General features: G+C 38.4%; 12 protein-coding genes and 1 pseudogene. 11 read left to right on the top strand and 2 right to left on the bottom strand.

The features are described 5' to 3' along the window. Nucleotides 1-182 precede the first annotated feature (182 nt). From yaaA to dnaB, 10 genes are all read left to right on the top strand, one after another. Nucleotides 183-425 carry a S4 domain-containing protein YaaA gene (gene yaaA / locus A5844_RS04550; RefSeq protein WP_086284109.1) on the top strand — a complete coding sequence of 81 codons (243 nt, stop codon included), beginning with the start codon at nucleotides 183-185 and terminating at the stop codon, nucleotides 423-425. Next, entirely contained in the window at nucleotides 412-1,527 is a 1,116-nt protein-coding gene (gene recF / locus A5844_RS04555) for a DNA replication/repair protein RecF (protein WP_086284110.1), read from the top strand. Before yaaA ends, recF begins: the two co-directional genes overlap by 14 nt. Before the next feature lie 6 nt (nucleotides 1,528-1,533). Continuing rightward, nucleotides 1,534-3,480, top strand: a complete 1,947-nt coding sequence (gene gyrB / locus A5844_RS04560) for a DNA topoisomerase (ATP-hydrolyzing) subunit B (protein WP_086284111.1) — start codon at nucleotides 1,534-1,536, stop codon at nucleotides 3,478-3,480. Nucleotides 3,481-3,499: 19 nt separating this feature from the next. Continuing rightward, a complete protein-coding gene (gyrA, locus tag A5844_RS04565; RefSeq protein WP_086284112.1) occupies nucleotides 3,500-5,989 on the top strand; it encodes a DNA gyrase subunit A in 2,490 nt (829 codons plus the stop codon). Between the two features lie 267 nt (nucleotides 5,990-6,256). Beyond that, nucleotides 6,257-6,556: a 30S ribosomal protein S6 gene (gene rpsF, locus A5844_RS04570; RefSeq protein WP_086284113.1), complete on the top strand. Its 300-nt coding sequence runs from the start codon at nucleotides 6,257-6,259 to the stop codon at nucleotides 6,554-6,556. A gap of 50 nt (nucleotides 6,557-6,606) precedes the next feature. Continuing rightward, nucleotides 6,607-7,119 carry a single-stranded DNA-binding protein gene (gene ssb / locus A5844_RS04575; RefSeq protein ID WP_086284114.1) on the top strand — a complete coding sequence of 171 codons (513 nt, stop codon included), beginning with the start codon at nucleotides 6,607-6,609 and terminating at the stop codon, nucleotides 7,117-7,119. A gap of 25 nt (nucleotides 7,120-7,144) precedes the next feature. Then, complete coding sequence (gene rpsR, locus A5844_RS04580; RefSeq protein ID WP_086284115.1) at nucleotides 7,145-7,381, top strand: 30S ribosomal protein S18; 237 nt, start codon at nucleotides 7,145-7,147, stop codon at nucleotides 7,379-7,381. Nucleotides 7,382-7,562: 181 nt separating this feature from the next. Next, nucleotides 7,563-9,536: a DHH family phosphoesterase gene (locus A5844_RS04585; protein ID WP_086284116.1), complete on the top strand. Its 1,974-nt coding sequence runs from the start codon at nucleotides 7,563-7,565 to the stop codon at nucleotides 9,534-9,536. 5 nt (nucleotides 9,537-9,541) lie between these two features. Continuing rightward, nucleotides 9,542-9,994, top strand: a complete 453-nt coding sequence (rplI, locus tag A5844_RS04590; RefSeq protein WP_086284117.1) for a 50S ribosomal protein L9 — start codon at nucleotides 9,542-9,544, stop codon at nucleotides 9,992-9,994. A 195-nt stretch (nucleotides 9,995-10,189) separates the two neighbouring features. Beyond that, a complete protein-coding gene (gene dnaB / locus A5844_RS04595; protein WP_086284118.1) occupies nucleotides 10,190-11,557 on the top strand; it encodes a replicative DNA helicase in 1,368 nt (455 codons plus the stop codon). A gap of 585 nt (nucleotides 11,558-12,142) precedes the next feature. On the opposite strand, the pseudogene A5844_RS04600 reads toward dnaB, so the two are convergent. Next, nucleotides 12,143-13,474 (bottom strand): annotated as a pseudogene (locus tag A5844_RS04600) (ISL3 family transposase). A gap of 67 nt (nucleotides 13,475-13,541) precedes the next feature. Beyond that, nucleotides 13,542-14,726 carry an IS110 family RNA-guided transposase gene (locus tag A5844_RS04605; protein ID WP_256924523.1) on the bottom strand — a complete coding sequence of 395 codons (1,185 nt, stop codon included), beginning with the start codon at nucleotides 14,724-14,726 and terminating at the stop codon, nucleotides 13,542-13,544. A 413-nt stretch (nucleotides 14,727-15,139) separates the two neighbouring features. Between A5844_RS04605 and A5844_RS04610 the strand changes: the two genes are divergently transcribed. After that, nucleotides 15,140-16,432: an adenylosuccinate synthase gene (locus tag A5844_RS04610; RefSeq protein WP_086284119.1), complete on the top strand. Its 1,293-nt coding sequence runs from the start codon at nucleotides 15,140-15,142 to the stop codon at nucleotides 16,430-16,432. Nucleotides 16,433-16,728 lie beyond the last annotated feature (296 nt).

A 16,728-nucleotide genomic window follows, 5' to 3' on the forward strand; every position in this document is an offset into this window, starting at 1 on the left:
AATAGACATTTTTAAACAGAAGGCCCTAAAATCAATTTTAAGGCTTTCTGTTTATTTTTGTTCAAAACACCTTTTTTACGCTAAATCGGCTCATATGTAAAAATATATGGATTAATTTGTTTTATTGCTAAAAAAAGGGTATAATAGAGTATACTTTTAATAATGAAAATGAGGGATGAAGAGTGAAACAACAAGTCATTCTAAAAACTGAGTTTATGACACTGGGTCAAATGCTGAAAGAAGTCACTGTCATCGGTAGTGGCGGTCAAGCAAAATGGTACTTAGCAGAAAACACGGTTTTGGTTGATGGCGAGCCAGAAAATCGTCGTGGACGCAAGCTTTATCCCGGTATGATGATTGAAGTTCCAGAAGTAGGAACTTTTTTTATGGTAAAAAAAGGGAACCAAGATAATGAGGCTGAATAAGCTACACCTTAAAAATTACCGAAACTACAAAGAATTACAAATTGATTTTTCCAAAAATCTCGTGATCTTTTTGGGCGAAAATGCACAAGGAAAAACGAATTTATTGGAAAGTATTTATGTGCTTGCAATGACTAGAAGCCATCGTACCAGCAGCGAACAAGAATTGATCGGTTGGAACGATGAGCAAGCGATGATTCAAGGAGAAATCACGAAAGGCCCATCAAAAATCCCTTTAGAGATTTTACTTTCTAAAAAAGGTCGCAGAACGAAAATCAATCATATCGAACAAAAGAAATTGAGTAGTTATGTCGGCCAGATGAACGTGATTTTATTTGCACCAGAAGATCTATCTTTGGTGAAGGGAAGTCCGCAAGTTAGACGAAAATTTCTAGATATGGAACTTGGACAAATCAATCCGATTTATCTCTATGATCTTGTTCAATATCAGGCGATTTTAAAGCAAAGAAATCAGTATTTGAAACAATTGAATGAAAAAAAACAGACAGATTTACTCTATCTTGATATTTTATCTGAACAATTAGCTGAATTTGGCAGTAAAGTGCTACAAGCTAGAGCAAAATTCATCAAACGTTTAGAATATTGGGCTAATTCCTTGCATCAACAAATTACACATCAGAAAGAGCAGTTGGCCATTGAATATGTGACAGCTATTTCTTCTTTAGATACAAAAGCACAAGCGGAGATCCAAGAACAATTTCTCGCTTTATTAGAACAAAATAAAAAGAAGGATCTCTTTCGAGGGACAACAACTGTCGGACCTCATCGAGATGACCTTTCTTTTTTTGTCAATCAGAAAAATGTACAGAATTTTGGTTCTCAAGGTCAACAGCGGACGACAGCTTTGAGTGTGAAGCTAGCAGAAATTGATTTGATCAAAGAAGAAACAAACGAATATCCGATTCTTTTGCTTGATGATGTGATGAGTGAATTAGATGATCAGCGACAGTTGCATTTACTGGAAACTATTGAAGGAAAAGTACAAACCTTCTTAACGACGACCACACTTGATCACGTAAAAAATAAAATGACTGTTGAACCAGAGATTTTTTATGTTCAACAGGGAGAAATAAAAGGAGAATAAACATAAATGACAGAAGAAAGAAGTTTAGTCGAGCGCGCAAAAGAATACGACGCCAGTCAGATCCAAGTGCTCGAAGGTCTTGAAGCGGTTCGGAAACGTCCCGGCATGTATATTGGGTCAACTAGTTCTGAAGGACTCCACCACTTAGTATGGGAAATCGTTGATAACTCTATTGATGAGGTGTTAGCAGGTTTTGCGACAAAAATCGAAGTCATTATTGAAAAAGACAATAGCATCACTGTGATTGATGATGGACGTGGGATCCCTGTTGATATTCAAGCAAAAACTGGACGTCCGGCAGTTGAGACTGTTTTTACCGTTTTGCATGCAGGAGGTAAATTTGGCGGAGGCGGCTATAAAGTATCTGGTGGACTCCATGGCGTGGGTTCTTCTGTTGTTAATGCGTTGTCCGTCCTTCTTGATGTAAAAGTCTACAAAGATGGCAATGTGTATTACCAAGAGTATCGTCGTGGAGCAGTGGTAAATGATTTAAAAATCATTGAACAAACAGATCGACATGGTACAACAGTTCATTTCATACCCGACCCAGAAATTTTCACGGAAACGACTGATTTTGATTTCAATAAATTAGCTACGCGTGTACGCGAGTTAGCTTTCTTAAACCGTGGCATGAAGATTTCGATTGAAGATCGTCGTGAAGAGCAACCAATAGTGAAAGAATATCACTATGACGGTGGGATCAAGAGCTATGTTGAATACTTGAATGCTAGCAAAACGGTTCTTTTCCCTGAACCAGTTTACTTAGAAGGGGAACAACAAGATATTACGGTGGAAGTTTCCATGCAGTATACAGACGGATACCATTCCAATATCATGAGTTTTGCAAATAACATTCATACCTATGAAGGCGGTACCCACGAATCAGGATTCAAGACAGCACTGACTCGGGTAATCAATGATTATGCACGTAAACAAAAACTGATGAAAGAATCAGATGATAATTTGACTGGAGAAGATGTTCGAGAAGGGCTGACCGCAGTCATCTCCATCAAACATCCCGACCCACAGTTTGAAGGACAAACAAAAACAAAATTAGGAAATTCAGAAGTTCGTACGGTAACTGACCGTTTATTTAGCGAACATTTTATGAAATTTTTATTGGAAAACCCTAGCGTAGGTCGTCAAATTGTTGAAAAAGGTTTATTGGCTTCCAGAGCTCGCTTAGCAGCGAAACGTGCTCGTGAAGTGACAAGAAGAAAAGGCGCTCTAGAGATCAGTAACTTACCAGGGAAGTTGGCTGACTGCTCAAGTAATGATCCTGAAAAATGCGAATTATTTATTGTCGAAGGAGATTCTGCCGGCGGTTCAGCAAAACAAGGACGAAATCGTGAATTTCAAGCAATCTTACCGATTCGTGGAAAGATCTTGAACGTTGAAAAAGCGAGCATGGACAAAATCTTAGCCAATGAAGAAATTCGTTCATTGTTTACTGCTATGGGGACAGGATTTGGCGAAGATTTCGATGTGTCAAAAGCACGTTATCATAAATTAGTAATCATGACTGATGCCGATGTCGATGGGGCTCATATTCGAACACTACTTCTTACGCTTTTCTATCGTTATATGCGTCCAATCGTTGAAGCTGGGTATGTCTACATTGCACAACCACCGCTTTATGGTGTGAAACAAGGCAAGAAGATCACTTACGTTCAACCAGGAAAGAATGCAGAGGATGAGTTGAAAGAAGTCGTAGCAGCCTTACCTGCAACTCCTAAACCAAGTGTTCAGCGTTATAAAGGTCTAGGAGAAATGGATGATCATCAATTATGGGAAACTACGATGGATCCAAGCAACCGTATGATGGCGCGCGTCAGTGTCGATGATGCGATTGCTGCCGATGAAGTATTTGAAATGCTGATGGGTGATCGTGTCGAACCGCGTCGAGCGTTTATTGAAGAAAATGCACACTACGTGAAAAACTTAGATATCTAATCATGAAGGAGGAAAAAAGATGAGTGAAGAATTCAGAGAAAACATCCATGATGTCAATCTAACTAGCGAAATGAAAGACTCCTTCATCGATTATGCCATGAGCGTAATTGTCGCTCGGGCACTACCAGATGTTCGAGATGGATTGAAACCTGTTCACCGCCGGATTTTATATGGCATGAATGAATTGGGTGTGACACCAGATAAAGCCCACAAGAAATCTGCCAGAATCGTAGGGGACGTTATGGGTAAATACCATCCTCACGGTGACAGCGCCATTTATGAATCGATGGTGCGGATGGCACAGCCTTTCAGCTATCGCTATATGTTAGTGGATGGTCATGGAAACTTTGGTTCTGTCGATGGTGATGGAGCCGCTGCGATGCGTTATACAGAAGCACGAATGAGTAAAATTGCGACAGAAATGTTGCGAGACATCAATAAAAATACGGTTGACTTCCAAAGCAATTATGACGATACAGAAAGAGAACCAGTCGTCTTACCAGCCAGATTCCCGAATTTATTAGTCAACGGGACAACTGGGATCGCTGTTGGTATGGCAACAAATATCCCACCTCATAATTTATCAGAGGTTGTAGCAGCGATTGATCTGTTGATGGATAATCCAGATGTTACGACTAGCGAGTTGATGGAAGTACTACCAGGACCAGATTTCCCTACTGGGGGATTGGTCATGGGCAAATCCGGCATCCGCCGTGCTTATGAAACAGGAAAAGGTTCAATTACCGTTCGTGCCAAAGTGGAAATTACGGAAATGCCAAATGGAAAAGAACGCATCCTCGTTACTGAACTTCCTTACATGGTAAACAAAGCCAAATTGATCGAACGGATTTCAGAATTACATCGTGACAAACGGATCGAAGGAATCACTGACTTGCGTGATGAATCTTCTCGTGAAGGTATGCGTATCGTCATTGACGTCCGTCGAGATGCAAGTGCTTCAGTTATTTTGAACAATCTATACAAATTGACTTCTTTACAAAATTCATTTGGCTTTAATATGTTGGCAATTGAAAAAGGTGTGCCTAAAGTATTAAGTTTAAAACAGATCCTTGAAAACTATGTGGAGCATCAACGTGAAGTTATCACACGTCGTACGATTTTCGAAAAAGAAAAAGCAGAAGCACGTGCCCACATCTTAGAAGGATTAAGAATTGCGCTTGATCATATTGATGAAATCATCGCCATAATTCGAGGATCAAAATCGGATGACGAAGCAAAAAGTACCATGATGGAACGTTTTGATTTGTCCGATCGTCAATCACAAGCTATCTTAGATATGCGTTTACGCCGTTTAACAGGTTTGGAACGCGAAAAAATTGAAAATGAATATCAAGAGTTATTGAAACTGATTGAAGATTTGAAAGATATTCTGGCTAGACCTGAACGTGTGACAGAAATCATCCAAACAGAACTTACAGAACTAAACCAACGTTTTGGTGATAAACGCCGTACAGAATTATTGGTCGGTGAAGTATTAAGTCTAGAAGATGAAGATTTAATCGAAGAAGAAGAAATCGTCATCACTTTGACCAATAATGGCTATATCAAACGATTAGCAAATAATGAATTCCGTGCACAACGCCGTGGCGGACGTGGTGTTCAGGGAATGGGTGTTCACAATGATGACTTTGTGAAGAATCTCGTGTCTTGTTCAACCCATGATACATTACTGTTCTTTACAAACAACGGGAAAGTCTATCGCGCAAAAGGATACGAAATCCCAGAATATGGACGGACTGCGAAGGGTATCCCGATCATTAACTTATTGGGTATTGATTCCAGTGAGAAAATCCAAGCAATCATTGCGGTAACAGGAGAAGCGGCAGAAGGGCATTACTTGTTCTTTACGACTCGTCGAGGAACAGTCAAACGCACGACTGTCACAGCATTCTCGAATATCCGCAGTAATGGTTTGATTGCTATTGGCTTAAAAGAAGATGATGAATTAGTCAATGTCTTATTAACAGACGGAAAATCAAATATCATCATTGGGACCCATGACGGTTATTCTGTCACTTTTGCAGAAGAAGCTGTTCGAGATATGGGACGTACCGCTTCTGGGGTTAGAGGAATTCGTCTACGAGAAGATGACTATGTTGTCGGTGCTGCTTTGATGAATAAAGACTATGAAGTGTTAGTCATCACAGAAAAAGGCTATGGAAAACGAACAAAAGTTTCTGAGTACCCAGTCAAAGGCCGTGGAGGTAAAGGGATCAAGACAGCCAATATCACAGAGAAGAACGGCTCTCTAGCTGGATTAGCCACGGTTGCAGGTGACGAAGATATCATGTTGATTACTGACAAAGGTGTGATCATCCGTTTTAACGTATCTTCTGTTTCTCAAACTGGACGGGCAACGCTTGGTGTACGTTTAATCAAAATGGAAGCTGAAACCAAAGTAGTCACGATGGCTACAGTGGATCCAGAACCAACGGAAGAACCAACTGTTGAACAAGATACAACAGGAGAAAAAAACTCAGAAGAATAAGAATGGTTGTGGCAACAGTGTCTTGATCTGAGGAGTAAGATAAAAAATGCAAAAAAGTTTCTCAAACTTTGTGATTTTTTACCTTCTACCTCGGATCATGCTCTGTGTGTCACACCTTTTTTATTTTCTAGAAATTGATGTTACAGAAGCTTGCTTTTCTATTGAAACACGTGTATAATTAAAGATTGTGAGTAGTCTAATTTATTAGAAAACTCTCCTTGCTCTTGGAAAGCTGAGAGCCGAAAGTCCATAGGGAGGTGAAAATCAATGGAAAACACGAAATATGAAATCATGTACATTATTCGTCCTAACATTGATGAAGAAGCAAAAACTGCTTTAATCGAACGTTTCAATGCAATCTTAAAAGATAACGGAGCTGAAGTTATCGAATCAAAAGATTGGGAAAAACGCCGTTTAGCGTATGAAATGAACGGTTACCGTGAAGGTATCTATCACATCGTTAAAGTATCTTCTCCATCATCAGCAGAGGCAATCAATGAATTTGATCGTCTTGCTAAAATCAACGACGACATCATTCGTCACATGATTGTTAAAGAAGAAGCTTAATTATTGTTTCACGTGAAACAGTAACACAACGATGAGAGGAGATGACCATTTTGATTAATAACGTTGTACTAGTTGGACGTCTGACTAAAGATCCAGATTTACGATATACATCAAGTGGCACTGCAGTAGCAACGTTCACTTTAGCTGTTAATCGTAACTTCACGAGCCAAAACGGCAACCGGGAGGCGGATTTTATTAATTGTGTGATTTGGCGAAAATCAGCAGAAACATTAGCAAACTATGCCCATAAAGGTACCCTTTTAGGTGTGACAGGCCGTATTCAAACTCGTTCTTACGATAATCAACAAGGACAGCGTGTATACGTGACAGAAGTAGTTGCTGAAAACTTCCAATTATTGGAAAGCCGTGCGGCATCTGAAAACCGTCAACAAAGCGGTGGATACCAAAGCACTGAACAATCGACAAATAATTTTGGCGGAAACAATAACTATAATCAAACATCTCAATCATCCAACGGTATGCCTGATTTTGATCGTGATTCTTCTGATCCATTTGGATCAAGTTCAACGATTGACATTTCAGACGATGATTTACCATTCTAAACGAATTTGATAGGAGGGAAATAGAATGGCACAACAAAGAAGAGGCGGACGTAAACGTCGTAAAGTAGACTATATTGCTGCTAACCATATTGAATATATCGATTATAAAGATGTCGAATTACTAAAAAGATTTATCTCAGAACGTGGTAAAATCTTGCCACGTCGTGTAACAGGTACTGGCGCTAAAAACCAACGTAAAATTACTGTTGCAATCAAACGCGCACGTATCATGGGATTACTACCATTCGTTGGTGAAGAATAGTAACCTGTAAAGGAAATAGTGGAAACTTTTGAGTAAGCCACTCCTTTTCATATTATTAACAAAAAAGAAGTTATGACATGTCATAACTTCTTTTTTGTCGTGAAAATGAATTTTTTTGATTAATCGCTTGAATGACATAAGTTATGGTAAAATTAGACTAATCATTTATGGGAGGAAAATCATGGATAAAGAAAAAATGAACTTACGACCTAGGCCTCTCTTCATTCTTCTGTTGATCATTATTGAAGTGTTCGTTGTCTTAGTGAACCCATTTCGATTGATTAGTGCATTGATCATACTTGGAATAAATATTTTTTGTATTCAATATGGGCTAAAAATGAAACGATGGCTAACGTTACAAAACCGCGAGAAAATTCAAAAAGCTTCTACGGTAGCCGAATCAAATTTATCCTATGTTTCAGAAATCATGCCTGTAGGTATTATTTCTTATCAACCAACCACACAAAAAATTGAGTGGTTGAATCCATTTGCTTTAGGAATCAAAGACAAAAGCGCTTTATCAGAAGAAGATTTTTTGGATGCTTTTTTTATAGCAAAAGAAAAAAAGAAAAATCAACTCTATTTAGCAGATAAAACGTTTCAATTTGAATTAGATACAGTAAAAGGTGTTGTATATTTTAGTGATGTAACACAAAATCAATTGCTAAAGCTCCATCAAGTGAACAGCCAGCCTGTAATTGGAATTTTATCTATCGATAATTATACAGAAGCTGTAGACAAATTAGATGATAAAGAGGTCTCTTATTTGAATTCATTCATCACTACATTGATTTCAGATTGGATGAATGAATATCACGTCTTTTTCAAAAGAATCAATTCAGAGCGATTTTTCTTTTTTGCACAAATGATTGATTTGAAGAAAATGATGGATAAAAAATTTGATTTATTGGATCGTTTGCGAGCAGAAGCCGAAAAACAAAACCATCCATTGACCATTAGTATGGGTATTGCCTATGGCTCGCATTCATTAGATGAAATTGGTAGTGAAGCACAAAATAACTTAGATATTGCACTAGTCCGTGGTGGTGACCAAGTAGTGGTAAAAGAAATGCGCGAAGGGGCTAAACCTGCGTATTACGGTGGAAAATCAGCCACCACCATCAAACGTACACGGGTACGTTCTCGTGCAATGAGTACAGCACTACGAAAAATTTTTGACGAGACAGGTGATGTGTTCATCATGGGTCATCGTTTTCCTGATATGGATGCTATTGGTTCAGCAATTGGGGTCAGTTGCTTAGCACGTTTCAATCAAAAAAAAGCCTTTATCGTTATTGATGAAAATGAGATCATTCCAGATGTAGAACGCTGTTTGGAAGAAATCCATAAACACCCTGATATAGAATCTCAATTAATTACACCAGAACGTGCGATAGAGTTAAAAAAAGAAAACGACTTGCTCGTGATGGTCGATTACCATAAACCGTCGCTATCGATCTCTCAGGGGGTCTATGAGCAATTTGATAAGATCGTCATTATCGATCACCATCGGCGAGGAGAAGAGTTTCCAAGTAAGCCATTATTGACCTATATTGAATCTTCAGCTTCCTCTGCTTCTGAATTAGTAACAGAATTGATCCAGTATCAAAGTAGTCGAACGAATCGTATTAGTCGATTTGAAGCAACTTTATTGTTGTCTGGGATGACAGTGGATACAAATAATTTTAATGTTCGAACGACTGCCCGCACTTTTGATGTAGCGAGCTATTTAAAGACTTGTAGTGCGGACGCATCCTTAGTACAATATTTATTGAGTTCGGATTTAGCAACATATTTGGATATCAGTCATTTGATTTCCCAAAGTGAATATGTGACAGATGATATCGTAGTGGCAGCAGGAACGGACGAAAAAGCGTATAATAGTGTTATCGCAGCGAAAACAGCGGATACGTTATTATCTATGGTCAATATCAATGGAGCATTCGTAATCACTAAGCGAACGGATGGATTAGTAGGGATCAGTGCGCGAAGTAGTGGAACAATCAATGTTCAATTAATTATGGAATCATTAGGTGGCGGCGGTCATTTCACCAATGCTGCGACTCAAATGGAAGATATTTCCGTTGAAGAGGCAAAACAGCAATTACTCGTTGCCATCAAAGAAAATATGAAAGAATTATATGATAAGGAGTAGTCGATATGAAAGTCATTTTCTTACAAGATGTAAAAGGTAAAGGAAAAAAAGGCGATGTAAAAGAAGTACCGACAGGCTATGCGCAAAATTACTTGATTAAAAATAATTTGGCGAAAGAAGCCAATAAAAGTACGATCAGTCAATTAGAAGGACAGAAAAAGGCTCAGGAAAAACAAGAAGCAGAAATCCTTGAAGAAGCAAAAAAACTCAAGGAATTTTTAGAAAAAGAAGAAACAGTGGTAGAACTTAAAGCAAAAGCTGGCGAAGATAGTCGTCTATTTGGTTCAATCCCTTCAAAACAGATTGCTGAAGGCTTGAACAAACAATACAAAATCAAATTGGACAAACGTAAAATTGAATTAAACAATCCAATTCGAACATTAGGCTATACAAACGTGCCAGTCAAATTACACCATGAAGTAACAGCGACAATCAAAGTACATGTAGTATCAGAATAAGCGGAGAAAGGACTGAGGCATTCGTTGAACAGACAGCGCCTCAGTCCTTCATACTCAAAAAGGTTGTGATCAAAGTTTTTTTGACATTATTTCTTGATTTCAAACAAATTGCAATAGTGTATCTCATAAAACTAAGGGTGACTTTTCTGCCATTTTCTTGTAAAATGGAGCAATTGAAGACAAGGAGCGATACGTATGAGTGAAGTGTGGCAGGATCGAATTCCACCGCAAAATATTGAAGCTGAACAAGCGGTTCTAGGCTCTGTTTTTCTAGACGCTGAAACGATCATTGATGCCATGGAATACATAGAACCGAAAGATTTTTATCGTCGGGGACATCAAATAATTTTTGAAATCATGATCGAATTAAATGACCGTAATGAAGCGATCGATGTTGTAACAGTGAAAGATCGTTTAGAACAAGCAAATTTGTTAGAAGATGCGGGTGGCGTTAGTTATCTTTCTGACTTAGCTTTAGCAGTACCCACAGCAGCAAATATTGTGTATTATGCAAAGATCGTTGAAGAAAAATCATTGCTTCGAAATTTGATCCAAACAGCAACTAGTATTGTGACACGAGGATTTGAGCAAGGTGAAGAGGTTCAGTCCATTCTAGATGATGCAGAAAGAAGCATCTTAGAAGTCTCAGAAAAACGAAATCGCAGTGGCTTTTTATCAATTGCAGAAGTATTGAATTCTACGATTGAAAATATTGACCAGTTAGCACAAAACAATGAGGAAATTACCGGATTACCAACAGGGTATCAGGGATTAGATAAGATGACTGCTGGTTTTCAACCAGAAGAGCTGATCATTCTCGCTGCTCGGCCTGCGGTAGGTAAGACAGCTTTTGCATTGAATATTGCCCAAAATGTTGGAACCAAAACAGATCGTTCTGTAGCGATTTTCAGCTTAGAGATGGGGGCAGAATCTTTGGTCAATCGGATGTTGTGTGCAGAAGGTTCCATAGAAGCAAGTCACTTACGTACAGGACAACTTTCAGAAGAAGAATGGTCAAATTTGATTGTGGCAATGGGGAGTTTGTCTCGTGCCAACATTTTCATTGATGATACCCCAGGGATCAAGATCTCTGAAATTCGTGCAAAATGCCGTAAGCTTGCCCAAGAAAAAGGAAATTTAGGCTTGATATTGATCGACTACTTACAGTTGATTGAAGGAAATGGAAAAGAAAACCGCCAACAAGAAGTATCAGATATTTCCCGTCAGCTGAAGAAACTAGCCAAAGAGTTAAAAGTCCCTGTTATTGCCCTTTCTCAGCTGTCTCGGGGTGTTGAACAACGACAAGATAAACGTCCTGTATTGAGTGATATCCGAGAATCTGGATCGATCGAGCAAGATGCAGATATCGTTGCTTTCTTATATCGTGATGATTATTACGAAAGAGAAGGCGGCGAGGATAATGATAACCAAGAGCCTAAAAACGACAATGTCATTGAAGTAATTATCGAAAAAAACCGAAGTGGAGCAAGGGGAACCGTTGAGTTATTGTTCATCAAAGAATACAACAAATTTTCCTCTTTATCGCCAAGAGAAGAATACTAAGAAGAAGCTGTATATATAGCATGTTGATTTAAGAGAATAGACACATGCAAATGGATGCTTTATGACAGAGGACTAAAGTATAGTTAGTGGTATTTTGATTCTTTCATTTTAGAAATAAGAGTTAATGATAAATAGAAAAAATTTTACATGAAGATAGAAGCTGTGACAGAAGTGGTTAATTCCGAGAAATTGGAAGGAGTTGCTTCTGATTCCACCGTTTATATGTATTTAGAGCGTGAAACAAGAGTAAATCATACTTTTGTTTCACGCTCTTTCCTACGATTAGTCAAGAGAAATTTATAAATCAAATGATTTATTTTTGATCTAGAATCAGAAGAAGAAAATGAAGGTATACGAAATAAACCAAGGAATAAGAAAATTTTTTTACTTGGTCTGTGCTATAATGAGTCTATAAGGTTAATCCCTTATTGGTCGTTAGAGGCCGTATACGCATAAGCGTACATTGTATGATTCCTGACCATGGAATGCATACACTTCAGAAGCTTGTTCATACAGGCGACTGTGGCAACCTTTTCCTTTTGGCTCTTCGACAAGTAGTGTTGGTGAGTTCAAATTGAAAGAATTTCATCGAGAATCAATCGAAGCAGAAATACGCTTCGATTGATTCTTTTTTGTTTTGGATTGATCTTGGAAAACCAAGCCCTGAATCAAGTAAATACGGTCACGAAAATGGAGGAAATTACGGTAACCATAAGCGACTCGTTTGATGACCTTGATTTTATTGTTTGTCCCTTCCAAGGCCCCGTTACTGTAGGGTGTTAGGAAGGCATTCTTGATTCCTTTTCTGTATTTATTGAAGAAAGTGAGTTTCTTGCGAAACCACTCAGGAAGCTGGGTATCTAAGGTATTCACCACTTCGAAAAAGTCATTCGTCTCTTTTTGTTTATAGTGATAGAGAAGGAGTTGACAAGTATCATAAGCCAACTTCAATGTGGAATCATAGCTGAGTCATTCATCGACGATCGCTTTTTCAGTCATCGGACGCTTAAAGGAATAATCATAGCGATAGCGTGAGCTATCTAATAGATAAGAATCCTTTAGGAATAACTTCCAGTAACGTTTGAATCGTTTATACTTCAGACGATCGTTCTTACGATAAGTGTTCATGATTTGAATCCGTAAATGGTTCAACGCCCGGTGAATATGTTGGATAATATGAAAACGATCCGTGACAATTTGTGCCTGGGGAAAAATACTTTTTGCTAATTCAAAATAAGGAGCGTTCATATCCATGACGATATATTGGACATTCTCTCTAGCTTGACGGGTATAGCGAGAGAAATAGGTACGTAAATAAGCTAGTTTACGACTTTCAAGAAGACCAAGAATTTGATTCGTTTGACCATCCATGAAAATAAAACTCATTTTACCCACACAGGATTTCATTGCTTTAAATTCATCAAAGCAAAGAACGGAGGGCAAGTAGTCCAAACGTACTTTAACGTTCTTCACAGCCGCTTTCATGATTCGTAAAATCGTGACATCCGATACGAAATAACGAAAGGCAATGTCTTTTCTACTGGAGTTGGTCGCTAATTCTGCCATGATTTTTCGTTTCAAGTCGACAGAAATCGAACAATTTCTATCGACTAAAGAAGTTTCAGCCGAGAAAGTTGCGCCACACTCTTTACATAGGAATCGAGTTTTTTTGAGTTTTAAGATTGTTTTACGTGAATGGATCGGTAGTAATTGAATGGTGGTTTGGTGGGTCCCATATTTAATCACTTGTCCTTCGTTTTTAACCCCACATTTTGTACAACAAGTGGGAGTGTAATCTAAGCGTCCATGAATCACGTAGGAGGTAATGCCTCCTTCTTTCTTTTCAGAAAGCCAATTTGTAGGGAAAATGATATTTTCATCTGTTAAACCGAGTAATTTTTTAGTATGATAGTCCATGGAGATATCCTTTCTTGATGAGTTTGTTTTAGGCGACTTAATTCTATCAATTTGGATATCTCTTTTTCTATCTTTTTTTACAAAAAAATAGTGTTAGTAGAAAACAAAATTGTTTTCCACCAACACTAGATATTATAGAACCTTCCTTTTTAGGGACGGGTTGCTTTTTTAGTTTGTAATAGTAATCAACGAGATGATTCGGTGCAGCGTGTTGTTGTCGGATCATATTGCGAATCGCGAAATAGAGAATTTTTCTTCCTTTTGGATTGCCTCGTTTATTGATGTGATCTTTTCCAACATAGTTCCCAGATTGAAAACGACGAATATCAATACCGACGAATGCATTGAGCTGATTTGCGGTAGGAAACCGTCTGATATCGCCCAATTCACCAATTAAAAGAGCCGCAGTGGGCGCACCAATGCCAGGTATGGACTGATAGATTTCAAATTCTTCAAGTGCTTGAGCAGATTGAATCATTTGCGCCATCAAGCGTTCTTTTTGTTCGAGTAAATCTTGAAGGAGACGCGCATAGTAACACGTTTTCTGACAATGAATACTGGAGGAATCTACCACAGGATAAGAAGTTTGTGCATAAGCGAAAAGTTGATCCGCCTTCTGCCACGCTCTGTTATCAGAAATATGTTTTCGGGTGCTTTTTACCAAGCGATTTTTGATTTTTGTTCGAGTAGAGGCAAGCACGAACATGGGGTGAGGGAATGCCTCGATTAACGACAATGCGTAAGGAGTAACACGACTGGAAAAGAAGTTTTCTAACTCAGGAAAGGTTAATTGAAGTGCCTGATGAAGATCCATGCGCACGCGAGAAATTTTATCTTCGAGTTCTTGATAAAAACGCGCAAGATCCCGTAGTTCCTGAAATACTTCTGCCTGATGTATTTTTGGCAAACGGGTATTTTTCCAATGAGTTTGCGCCAATCTATGTGCGTCGATTTTATCTGTTTTCCAACTACGCAGTGTCCCCTCTTCCAGTTGTTTTTTTGCCTCCAAAGGGTTTAAAAGACAGTAGGCTAATCGGTTATCTTGGCAGAATTTTTCTAATGGACGAGAGTAGACACCGGTTGCTTCAAAAACAATTTCAGGTGTTTCTGGAAATGCGGTGATTTCTTCAAGTAACTGGCGGAACCCTTCTTGATTGTGAGAGACTTTCCCTTCTGATAGACAGTGTTGATTATGGTAAAGTACTTTGTAACTTTCACCTTTAGATACGTCAAAAGCAAAAATAAATGACATGCGACTTCTCCTTGATTATTTGATTGAAAGTCCTTCACTGATTCATTCCGATTCGACTTTCCTTTACACGGACTCGAAGTCCCAACATACTTAAAACAGATTCTAGAATGACAGTGAGGGAGCTCGTTTTTTGATTCGGACTCAAGGTCCATGAGCGTATGTGCGAGCTTCCTTTCACTCCCACTATTCTTAGTATGTTTTATATAAATTTTTTCTTATCTTCAGTATTTTTTCCTAGTCGCTTTTGTGATGTTTTAGTACCTCATTTTTTTATGTTATTCTAATTTGTTAGATCGTTCGTTTTTTAAGCGTTTTTATAAATTTATTTTAAATATTATTCGATTTTAGTTGAATAAACGTCTGAGTATTGATACAATAATTCAGGATTAAATAATATTAAATGAGGTGTTCAAATGTCATCCGTAGTAGTAGTAGGTACACAATGGGGCGACGAAGGGAAAGGAAAAATTACTGACTTTCTTAGTGAAAACGCTGAAGTGATTGCACGGTACCAAGGTGGCGACAATGCAGGGCACACAATTAAATTCGACGGTGTTACGTATAAACTGCATTTAATTCCTTCTGGGATTTTTTATAAAGATAAAATTAGCGTGATTGGTAATGGAGTAGTAGTCAATCCTAAATCCTTAGTCAAAGAATTGGCCTATCTTCATGAAAAAGGAGTGACCACCGATAATCTGCGGATCTCTGATCGTGCACACGTGATTTTACCTTACCATATCCAATTGGATCAGCTACAAGAAGATTCAAAAGGGGAAAATAAAATCGGGACAACAATTAAAGGAATCGGACCTGCTTACATGGATAAAGCAGCTCGTGTCGGTATTCGTATCGCAGATTTATTAGATAAAGAGATCTTTGAAGAACGTTTGCGTATGAATTTAGAAGATAAAAATCGCCAATTTGTAAAGATGTTTGATTCTGAACCAATTGATTTCGAAGATATTTTTGAAGAGTATTATGAATACGGACAACAAATCAAGCAATACGTAACTGATACTTCAGTCATTTTAAATGACGCTTTGGATGCAGGAAAACGTGTGTTGTTTGAAGGGGCACAAGGTGTGATGCTAGACATTGATCAAGGAACATATCCATTCGTGACTTCTTCTAATCCAGTAGCTGGTGGCGTGACAATCGGTAGCGGAGTTGGACCGTCTAAAATCAATAAAGTGGTAGGTGTATGTAAAGCTTATACATCACGAGTTGGAGATGGCCCATTCCCAACTGAATTATTTGATGAAACAGGACAAAAAATACGTGAAGTAGGACGCGAATATGGAACTACAACAGGTCGTCCACGACGTGTTGGATGGTTTGATAGTGTAGTCATGCGACACTCAAAACGTGTTTCCGGTATCACGAATCTATCCTTGAACTCGATTGACGTATTAAGTGGGTTAGAAACAGTGAAAATCTGTACAGCCTATGAGCTAGATGGTGAATTGATTTATCACTATCCAGCGAGTTTAAAAGAGTTAAAGCGTTGCAAACCTATTTATGAAGAGCTACCAGGGTGGTCAGAAGACATCACAAACTGCCATACATTGGCAGAGTTACCCGAAAATGCACGTAATTATGTAAGACGCATCTCTGAGCTCGTAGGCGTCCGTATTTCCACTTTTTCAGTTGGACCTGACCGAAACCAAACAAATATCCTAGAAAGCGTGTGGGCGCAAATCTAGGCCTTTCAGTGAACTTTTGCTAACAGGAACATCCTGTTTCTTATGGATGAGCGAAGAAGCTGGAACACGTCATAAATTGGATAGAGGGTAAAACGGTGAATGAATCGTTTTACCCTCTATCTTTGTGATTAAAAAAAGTAAATATCGTTTCTTCTGTCTTTAGAGAGGAAGACTGGATAAATCATTTTTCTGTGCTATAAGGGGGAATTGTGAAAAGTATTATCATTTTGTGGAAGAGACTTTTTGAATGTTCTTAGGGTCAGTTCGTAAACCTTAGGAAGCATCGTTTTTTCTTA

The organism is Candidatus Enterococcus wittei (genome assembly GCF_002140175.1).
Taxonomy (GTDB): domain Bacteria; phylum Bacillota; class Bacilli; order Lactobacillales; family Enterococcaceae; genus Enterococcus_B; species Enterococcus_B wittei.

Coding starts and splice junctions, on each gene's coding strand:
- rplI (WP_086284117.1), top strand. CDS start 9,542: ATGAAAGTCATTTTCTTACAAGATGTAAAAGGTAAAGGAAAAAAAGGC.
- A5844_RS04605 (WP_256924523.1), bottom strand. CDS start 14,726: ATGTCATTTATTTTTGCTTTTGACGTATCTAAAGGTGAAAGTTACAAA.
- recF (WP_086284110.1), top strand. CDS start 412: ATGAGGCTGAATAAGCTACACCTTAAAAATTACCGAAACTACAAAGAA.
- gyrB (WP_086284111.1), top strand. CDS start 1,534: ATGACAGAAGAAAGAAGTTTAGTCGAGCGCGCAAAAGAATACGACGCC.
- dnaB (WP_086284118.1), top strand. CDS start 10,190: ATGAGTGAAGTGTGGCAGGATCGAATTCCACCGCAAAATATTGAAGCT.
- A5844_RS04610 (WP_086284119.1), top strand. CDS start 15,140: ATGTCATCCGTAGTAGTAGTAGGTACACAATGGGGCGACGAAGGGAAA.
- rpsR (WP_086284115.1), top strand. CDS start 7,145: ATGGCACAACAAAGAAGAGGCGGACGTAAACGTCGTAAAGTAGACTAT.
- rpsF (WP_086284113.1), top strand. CDS start 6,257: ATGGAAAACACGAAATATGAAATCATGTACATTATTCGTCCTAACATT.
- A5844_RS04585 (WP_086284116.1), top strand. CDS start 7,563: ATGGATAAAGAAAAAATGAACTTACGACCTAGGCCTCTCTTCATTCTT.
- gyrA (WP_086284112.1), top strand. CDS start 3,500: ATGAGTGAAGAATTCAGAGAAAACATCCATGATGTCAATCTAACTAGC.